This is a genomic window from Micromonospora sp. M42 (assembly GCF_000568915.1).
Classification (GTDB): domain Bacteria; phylum Actinomycetota; class Actinomycetes; order Mycobacteriales; family Micromonosporaceae; genus Micromonospora; species Micromonospora chalcea.
In genome coordinates, this window is record NZ_KK037233.1 from 800,835 (window position 1) to 809,209 (window position 8,375).

Below are 8,375 nucleotides of genomic sequence, written 5' to 3' on the forward strand. Positions count from 1 at the left end.
CGCCGCGCCCGGGCTCGGCGGCTCGCTGATCTGCGCCGCCCGCCGGCAGCCGCCGCCGGCCGGAAACAGGGTGTGATGGTGACATTGACAGCGGGCTATCATGGAGGTTCCGTCGTCGACCGGGGGATGTCATGACGCGCCTGCTCGCCTGGGTCGTGACCAACCTCGACGCGTTCATCGGTCTCGTCCTGGCCCTCACGGTCGCCGTGCTCGGCCTGACCAACGACGCGGTCAGCCAGGAGGTCGTCAACAGCGCGATCCTGCTGGTGCTGGGCCTGCTCGCGCAGGCGGTGCTGCGGGACCGGCTGCGCCGGCGCACCACCGAGCGGGAGATCCGCCGGGTCATCGTGGACACCCGCGACCGGCTCACCGAACTGGTGCCGCAGATGCGGGAGATCACCGGCCCCGAGGGCGCGCTGAACCGGGCCCGCGAGGCCATCGACAGCGTCTCCATGGTGCGGGTGCTGCACGGCAGCGAGGTCGGGCAGGCGCTCGCCGAGGCCCGGCGGCACACCGACCAGTGGAGCTTCAAGGGCGGCACCGGCACCTTCCTGCGCGCGGTCACGCTGCCGGACTGCCTGGAACACGCCCGGCGGCGCAACGCCACGCTCACCGTCGCCATCGAGATCATCGACCCGACCGACGAGGAGGTCTGCGAGCGGTACGCGCGGTTCCGGCGCAGCCTCGACCCGGACGCGCCGGGCGAGCCGTGGACCGTCGACCGCACCCGCAAGGAGTCGTACGCGACGGTGCTGGCCGCCTGCTGGCACCTGCAACGCTCCGGCCTGCTCACTGTCGACGTGCGGCTCTCCGCGCAGATGACCACGTTCCGCTACGACCTCTCCTCCTCCTGCGTCGTCGTCACCCAGGAGAACCCGCAGACGCCCGCGCTGCGCATCGACCGTGGCGAGGTCTACTACAACCGTTTCAACATCGAGCTGGACTACAGCCGCCGGCAGAGCCGGCGCGTGCCGATCGAGGCGGCGGCCCAGGTCAAGCTCGACGACGAGCCGTCGGTCGAGCAGGTACGGCGGTTGTTCACCGCCCTCGGCCTGACGCTGCCCCGGTCCTTCGGCGACCGCGAGGTCGCCGACATCATCGGCAAGGCCGTCCAGGCGAGGAACCCCTACTCATGACCAGTTACGCCGACCTCGAACGGGAGATCGACCGGGGCACCCGGCCGGAGCTCCTACGCGGCTGGGCGCTGGACGTGCTCGACGACGTCGCCGAGGGGCGGCGGTCGCTGCGCGCGGTCCGGCACCCGCTCGGCTTCACCTGCCTGCCGGTGGAACGCGACGGCCCGGACGGCGTCTGCGTGCACGCCTGGCCCGCCGACCCGCCGCCGGTGCGCCCGACCACCTCCACCATGCACTCGCACAGCTGGGACCTGCTCAGCCACGTGCTGCACGGCACCGTCCGCAACGAGCTGATCGAGGTCGACGACGCGCCGGCCGACCCGGCCTGGCGGGTCTACGAGGTGCGCAGCCTCGGCGAGGTGGACGAGATGGCCGCCACCGACCGGCTGGTCACCGCGATGACCGCCACCGTGGAGACGCACTCGGCCGGCGAATCGTACGCGCTGCGCGCCGGCGGCTTCCACACCTCGGAGGTCGACGCCGGTGAGCCGGCGGTGACAGTGGCGCTCGGCCGGACCACTCCCGGCGCGTGCGACCTCAGCCTCGGCGCGGTGGACGGGCGCAGCCACCGGGTACGCCGGGACCGATGCGACGCGGTGGAGACCGCGCGGATGGCGCGGCAGATCGCGCGACTGGTGGCACGGGGCTGACTGGCTGGAGGAGCCATGGACGTGGAGCCGAGCAGAGGCGGGCCCGACCTGCGCGAGGCGCACCGGTTCGCGGTGGAGGCCGCCCAGGCGGCGGGGCCGGCTGCTGCGCCGGGGCACCCGGGGGGAGGTGCGCGCCCGGGCCAAGAACGACACCGGCGACCTCGTCACCGACCTCGACCTGGCCGCCGAGCGGCTGATCGTCGACCGGATCCGGGCCCGCTGGCCGGAGCACGGCGTGATCGCCGAGGAGGGCGGCGAGTACGCCCCGGACACCGCCTTCGCCTGGCTGGTCGACCCGCTCGACGGCACCAACAACGTGGCGATCGGGCTGCCCGCGTACGTGGTCGGGATCGCGCTGTGCGACAACGGCTCGCCGGTGCTCGGCGTGGTCCACGACCCGGTCGCCGGCCGTACCTGGTCGGCGGTGCGCGGCCGGGGCGCGTTCGTGCACCCCTCCGGCCCGGCCGCCCGGCCGCTGCGCGCCGCGCACCGGCCGGTGCCGGCCGCGCCGGTGCTGGCCTGGACCCAGGGGCACGAGGTACGCCGGGACGACAGCACCGCCCGGGCGCTGAAGGTGGTGCTCGACACCACCGCGCGGCGGGTGCTGCAACTGTGGGCGCCGCTGCTGTCCTGGGTGATGCTGGCCCGCGGCGACATCGACGGCATCGTCGGCTACCGCCCCGAGGCGGTCGATCTGCCCGCCGGGATGCTGCTGGCCGCCGAGGCCGGCATGGCGGTACGCGCGCTCGACGGCGGCACGTTCGACGACCGGTACGGCTGCCCGGCGGACCGGCGCAGTTTCGTGGCCGGGCCGCCGGAGACCATCGACCGGCTGGTCAAGCTGGTCACCGCGGCACAGTGGATCGAGCCGCAGGTGCGCCGCCTCACCCCGGTCAGTCTCGGCTCGGTCGGCTGGTGAGACGCGATCCGCTGCAGACGAACCTGCGCTACCCCGGCCTTCGGTCGGCCAGGAAGTCGGTCCAGGTCCGCACGCCCCTCGCCGCACCGGGCCGGGCGAGGTTCGCGCCGTCCCGGTACGCCCGGCCCGCCCGCCCGGGGATGCGTACCGGCAGCCGGGCCCCGGCGCTTCCCGGTGACGGTCAGGTAGCCGGTCAGCAGCTCCCCGATGCCGTGGGTGTCCGGCCCGGCCAGGTCCGGCACCAGCCCGGCGGGCGCGCCCAGCGTCAGCTCGGCCAGCCGCGCCGCCACCTCGGCGGCGTCGACCGGCTCCAGCCGCAGCCCGCCCGGCACCGGTGCCACCGGCAGCCGGGTCATCGCCGTCAGCATGGTCAGCACCAGGTCGTGCACCTGCGCGGCGCGCAGCACCGTCCACGGGACGCCGGAGTCCGTCACCGCGCGCTCGGCGTCGAGCTTGGACCGGATCCAGGCCAGCGGCACCCGGTCGGCGCCGGTCACGGAGATGTGCACCAGGTGCGCCACACCGGCCCGGTGCGCGGCGCGGGCCAGGTGGGCGGTGGCGCGGTCGTCGCCCCTCGCGCCGCCGGCCAGGTGCAGCACCGTGGACACCCCGCGCAGCGCGGGGCCGAGGTCGGCGCCGGTGAGCAGGTCGGCGGTCACGTGGGTGACGCCGTCGCCGGACCGTCCGCCGCGCCGGCTGAGCACCCGCACCGGATGCCCGGCGGCGCGCAGCAGCGGTACGACGTGCCGGCCGATCGTGCCGGTGCCGCCGGTGACCAGGATCTGTGGGTTCATCGTCTTTCCCTCCGTCGCCTGTGCTGCCACGTCGACCCGCGCCGACCCGTCGACGTGACAGGTGTGACGGTGGTCACCTCCGGTCACCTCGGCCGGTTGTGGCGGGTCGGGACGACGTGCGGGAGAGGGAGGCTCAGGTGATGGACTACGGGCTGGCGGAGCGGTTCGAGCGGGAGCGGCCGCGTCTGCGCGCTGTCGCGTACCGGCTGCTCGGCTCGCTCACCGACGCCGAGGACGCGGTGCAGGAGACCTGGCTGCGGCTGGCCCGTACCGACCCGGCCGCCGTGGACAACCTGGATGCCTGGCTCACCACAGTGGTCGCCCGGGTCAGCCTCAACGCGCTGCGGTCCCGCGCCGCCCGCCGGGAGGACCCCCTCGACGTACGCCTGCCCGACCCGGTGGTGGACGCCGACGACCCGGCGCATGCCGCGGTGCTCGCCGACTCGGTGGGGCTGGCGTTGCTCGTGGTGCTGGACACGCTGAGCCCGGCCGAGCGGCTCGCGTTCGTGCTGCACGACATGTTCGGCGTGCCGTTCGACGAGATCGGTCCGCTCGTCGACCGCTCACCGGCGGCGGCCCGGCAGCTCGCCAGCCGGGCCCGCCGCCGGGTACGCGGACAGGCGCCCACCCCCGATCCCGACCTCACCCGGCAGCGGGCGGTGGTCGACGCCTTCCTCGCCGCCGCCCGCGACGGCGACCTCGACGCGCTGATCGCGGTGCTGCACCCGGACGTGGTGCTGCGCTCCGACGCGGGGACCGCCCGCGCCCGCCACACGGTCGTGCTCACCGGCGCGACGACGGTGGCCGCGCAGGCCACCACGTTCGGGCGGCTGTTCCCGCACGCCCGGCCGGTGCTGGTCAACGGCGCCGCCGGGGTGCTGGTGAGCGCCGGGGACCGCCCGCTGTCGGTGATGGCGTTCACCGTCACCGGCGGACGGATCGCCGCCGTGGACGTGATCGCCGATCCGCGCCGGCTGGCCGCGCTCGGCCTCACCGGCTGACCCGGAGCCCGCTCGGTCGGCCGGGACCAGGTCGGCTCAGTCGACCAGGGCCAGGTTGGCCATGTCGACCACCGGCCGGAAACCGAGGCCGGCGTAGAGCCGGTTCGACACCGGGTTGGCCTGGTCGGTGAACAGGCACACCCGCGCGCCCTCGGCCGTGAGCAGCCGGCTGACCTCGGCGACCGCGTTGCCGGCCCAGCCGCGTCCGCGCTGCTCGGGTGGCGTGTAGACCGGCCCGACCCGGGCCACGCCGAACGACGGCGGGTTGGCGGCGGTCAGGTGCACCGGAGCGCCCGACCCGTCGGTCCAGAACCAGACCCGGCCGTCCCGGATGCGGCGCAGCAGATCGGCGCGGTCGGGCGTCTCGTGGGCGCTCGTGCCGCGCGGGCGGCCCGCCTGCTCGTCGGCGTCGGCCATGAACGCGGCGAACCACGCGGCGACCAGGTCGACCTCGTCGGCGGTGGCCGTCCGCAACGCGCCCGGCGCCGGCGCGGGCGGCGTGAGCTGGTCGAGCACGTGCAGCCGGGTGTGCTGGGCGACAGCGACCCGGCCGCCGTCGAGCCGGGCGACCTCCTCGGCGCAGGCGCGCGCGGCGGGCAGCGCGCCGTTCACCGCGCGGACCCGCTCGCCGCGCCGGTGCCACGCGCGGGCCAGCGCCTCGGCGGCCTCCGGCGGCATCGGCAGCAGGAACGCCGGTCGCGGCGGGAACGGCGCGGTACGCATCGCGGCGCCCACCACCGCCCCGGAGGCGTCCCGCACCACCAGCCACCAGTCGTCCTCGGGCAGCGCCACGCCCTCGGCCCGGCGGGCCGCCATCCGGCGCGTGACGCTGGCGACGACGGTGCTCACCACCGGGTCGGCGGCCAGGTACGTCCCGGCGGCGGCGAGGAACTCCTCCGGGTCGGCGTAGAAGCGCAGGGTGGAATCGGCGGTCATGCGGGCACGGTAGCCACTGCCCGCGGCCGGGCCGTAGCGGTTTTCCCGCCCCGGCTCAGGGTGCGATGCGCAGTCGCCGGATGCGGGTGTCGTCGTACTCCTCGAACCGGAACCGCAGCCCGGCGAACGGGCTGCCGGGGAAGTCACCGCTGATCGTGGCGGTCACGACCGTCCCGGCGGGTGTCTGCTCGACGTCGGTGATCTCGTACGACACCAGCGGCGTGCCGTCGCGCCAGGCGCGGATCTCCCCGATCCCGCGGTGGGTGCGGCCCTCGTCCTCGACCACCGCGTCGTCGGCGAACAACGCGAGCCAGGGCTCCTTGTCGGCCTGGCCGGCGAGCGCGAAGTAGCGGCGGACGATCTCGGGCGGGTTGCTCATGGACGCGATGCTAGGCGCCGGGACCGACAAGAAGCGCCGTGACGGTGGCGGTGGTGGCCAGCACGGCCAACGCGGCGCTGGTCGCCACGAACCGGCCCAGCGGCACGGCCACCCCGGCGGCCCGGCAGCGCTCGTACCAGATCAGTGTCGCCAGCGACGCCCACGGCGTGGCCAGCGGACCCACGTTCGTGCCGATCAGCAGCGCCAGCAACTGGGTGTGCCGGTCGGCCGCGATCACCGCCTCGCCGGCCAGGTACGCGGGCAGGTTGTTCACCGCGTTGCTGAACAGCGCGCCGACCGCGCCCGCCCTCAGCGCGCCCTCCGCGCCCGGGTCGGTGCCGATGAGCGTGCCCATCACGGAGTCCAGGCCGTACCGGCCGATGGTCTGCACCACCAGGAACAGCCCGGTCACGAAGACCAGCAGCCGCCACGGCACCAGCGCGAGCCGCAACCGGTGCCGGGCCCGTACCGCGAAGCCGGCGACCAGGATCGCGGCGGCCACCCCGGAGGCGACGCCGATCTCCACCCCGGCGAGGATCCCGGCGACGAACAGCAGGCAGGCGGCGAGCGCGGTGCGGTAGAGCACCCGGTCCGGCGGCACGTACGGCGGCGGCGGGTCGAACGGATCGGCCCCGGCGCGTGCCGGACGCCAGTACCACCACCACAGCAGCAGCGCGGTCACTGCCACGGCGACCAGTTGCGGCCACCACATCCGGGCCGCCCACGGCACCGGGTCCAGGTCGACCCGGTCGCTGGCCAGGATGTTCGTCAGGTTGGACACCGGCAGCAGCAGGCTGGCCGTGTTCGCCAGCCACACGGTGGTCATGGCCAGCGGTGTCGGCGGCACGTTCAGCGCCCGGGCCAGCGCGATCATCACCGGCGTGAGCAGCACCGCCGTGGTGTCCAGGTTGAGCGCGATGGTGGTCACCGAGGCGAAGCCGACGCAGAGCCAGAACAGGGCCCGGAAACTGCCCCGCGCGGTCACCGCCACCCGGGTCGCGAGCGCGTCGAACACCCCGGCCACAGCGGTCAGCTCGGCCAGCACCACCACCGTGCCGAGGAAGATCAGGATCGGGATGATCCGCCGCATCGTGCCCTCGGCGTCGGCGCGCGGCAGCAGCCCGGTGAGCACGCACACCAGCCCGACCGCGGCCAGGCCGATCGCGATCCAGTCCAGCACGTGCAGGCGGCCCCAGCGGGAACGGTCGGGCACGGCGTTCGGCGGATCGCCGGGGGTCTCCACGAGTGATGATCCTCGCACATGCGGGCGTGGCGGCAGGAGCCCGACGCGGGCCCGATCCGGGCTGCCGAGGGTGTCGATCTGTTGACCGTCGGTGGCCATAATGACCACGTGGCTGTAGGCGCGCACCCCACCCGGTCCGACCGCCCCATCGACTTCTTCATCAGTTACTCACCGGCCGACGAGCGCTGGGCGACGTGGCTGGCGTGGGAGTTCGAGGCGGCCGGCTACCGCACACTGTTGCAGGCGTGGGACTTCGTCGCCGGCACCAACTTCATCGACTTCATGGACCGTGGCGTCCGCGAGGCCGAGGTCGTGGTGGCGGTGCTGTCCGAACGCTACCTGCACTCCACGTACGGCAAGCTGGAGTGGCAGGCCGCGCTGCGCGCCGACCCCGACGGCACCGGAAACAAGCTCGTCACGGTACGCGTCGAGGACTGCCCGATCGACGGGCTGCTCGCCACCATCACCTATGTGGACCTGGTCGGTGTGGACGACCCGGCGCAGGCCCGCAACCGGGTGCTCGACCGCATCCGGGAGGCGCTCGACGGCCGGGCCAAACCGATGCGGCAGCCGGCGTTCCCGCACCACCCGGCCGACCCGCACGGGGTGCTCGCCGCGCCCGCCGCCGGAGCGCCCGCGCCGCGCCGCGCCCGGCGTACCCCGATCAACCCGCCGCCGTTCCCGCCGGCCGCGGTGGCGCCGCCGACCGCCCGGGACACCGTCACCGTGCTCCAGGTCGCCGGGCCGCGCTTCGGCCGGGGCGTGATCACCCCCGGCGCGCCGGTCACCCCCGGCGAGGTGCAGGAACACCTGATGGGTGACCTCACGCTGCTGATGAACGACGGCGTGCCCCGGCCGGACCTGCTCGTCGTCGCCGGCAACCTGACCGAGTCGGGCAGCCCGCGCGAGTTCTCCGACGCGCTGAGCTTCCTCACCGGCCTGCGGGTGCTGCTCGGGCTGGAGCCGCACCGCCTGATCGTGGTGCCCGGCCCGCGCGACGTGACGATGGCCGCCTGCCGCGCGTACTTCGCGACCTGCGAGGCCGACGACGTCGACCCGCAGCCGCCGTTCTGGCCGAAGTGGCGGCACTACGCGCGCCTGTTCGACGACCTCTACCAGGGCCTCGAGGACCGGATCTTCGACAGCGAGCAGCCCTGGACGCTGTTCCCCGTCCCGGACCTGCGGGTGGTGGTGGCCGGGCTGAACTCCACCATCGCCATCACCCACCGCGAGGAGGACCGGTACGGCTTCCTCGGCGAGGCGCAGTCGAGCTGGTTCGCCCAGCGGCTGCGCCACTACCAGCAGTCCGGCTGGCTG

General features: G+C 74.7%; 8 protein-coding genes and 1 pseudogene. 5 read left to right on the plus strand and 4 right to left on the minus strand.

From position 1 onward, the window contains the following. The first annotated feature begins 131 nt into the window (after window positions 1–131). From MCBG_RS03285 to MCBG_RS03295, 3 genes are all read left to right on the plus strand, one after another. Entirely contained in the window at window positions 132–1,136 is a 1,005-nt protein-coding gene (locus MCBG_RS03285) for a hypothetical protein (protein WP_043323756.1), read from the plus strand. Next, a complete protein-coding gene (locus tag MCBG_RS03290) occupies window positions 1,133–1,786 on the plus strand; it encodes a hypothetical protein (RefSeq protein ID WP_043323757.1) in 654 nt (217 codons plus the stop codon). Before MCBG_RS03285 ends, MCBG_RS03290 begins: the two co-directional genes overlap by 4 nt. Before the next feature lie 127 nt (window positions 1,787–1,913). Further along, window positions 1,914–2,705: an inositol monophosphatase family protein gene (locus MCBG_RS03295; RefSeq protein ID WP_223201036.1), complete on the plus strand. Its 792-nt coding sequence runs from the start codon at window positions 1,914–1,916 to the stop codon at window positions 2,703–2,705. 440 nt (window positions 2,706–3,145) lie between these two features. Here the strand turns inward: MCBG_RS03295 and MCBG_RS33575 are convergent. Further along, window positions 3,146–3,499 (minus strand): annotated as a pseudogene (locus MCBG_RS33575) (SDR family oxidoreductase); the annotation flags it as partial. A 140-nt stretch (window positions 3,500–3,639) separates the two neighbouring features. Between MCBG_RS33575 and sigJ the strand changes: the two are divergent. Further along, window positions 3,640–4,500, plus strand: a complete 861-nt coding sequence (sigJ, locus tag MCBG_RS03305) for an RNA polymerase sigma factor SigJ (RefSeq protein ID WP_043323761.1) — start codon at window positions 3,640–3,642, stop codon at window positions 4,498–4,500. Window positions 4,501–4,536: 36 nt separating this feature from the next. Here the strand turns inward: sigJ and MCBG_RS03310 are convergent, their stop codons facing one another. The 3 genes from MCBG_RS03310 to MCBG_RS03320 are packed head-to-tail and all read right to left on the minus strand — an operon-like array spanning window position 4,537 to window position 7,058. Beyond that, window positions 4,537–5,436 (minus strand): GNAT family N-acetyltransferase, encoded by a 900-nt coding sequence (locus MCBG_RS03310; RefSeq protein WP_043323763.1) that lies wholly within the window; start codon window positions 5,434–5,436, stop codon window positions 4,537–4,539. A gap of 55 nt (window positions 5,437–5,491) precedes the next feature. After that, window positions 5,492–5,815, minus strand: coding sequence for a nuclear transport factor 2 family protein (locus MCBG_RS03315; RefSeq protein ID WP_043323765.1), 324 nt, complete (start codon window positions 5,813–5,815; stop codon window positions 5,492–5,494). Between the two features lie 10 nt (window positions 5,816–5,825). Beyond that, the gene (locus MCBG_RS03320; RefSeq protein WP_043323767.1) at window positions 5,826–7,058 is read right to left on the minus strand and encodes an ArsB/NhaD family transporter; all 1,233 of its coding nucleotides are present in this window, start codon (window positions 7,056–7,058) and stop codon (window positions 5,826–5,828) included. Between the two features lie 108 nt (window positions 7,059–7,166). Here MCBG_RS03320 and MCBG_RS03325 point away from each other — a divergent pair. Further along, a partial coding sequence (locus MCBG_RS03325) for a TIR domain-containing protein (RefSeq protein ID WP_157560811.1) occupies window positions 7,167–8,375 on the plus strand: 1,209 nt, incomplete at its 3' end.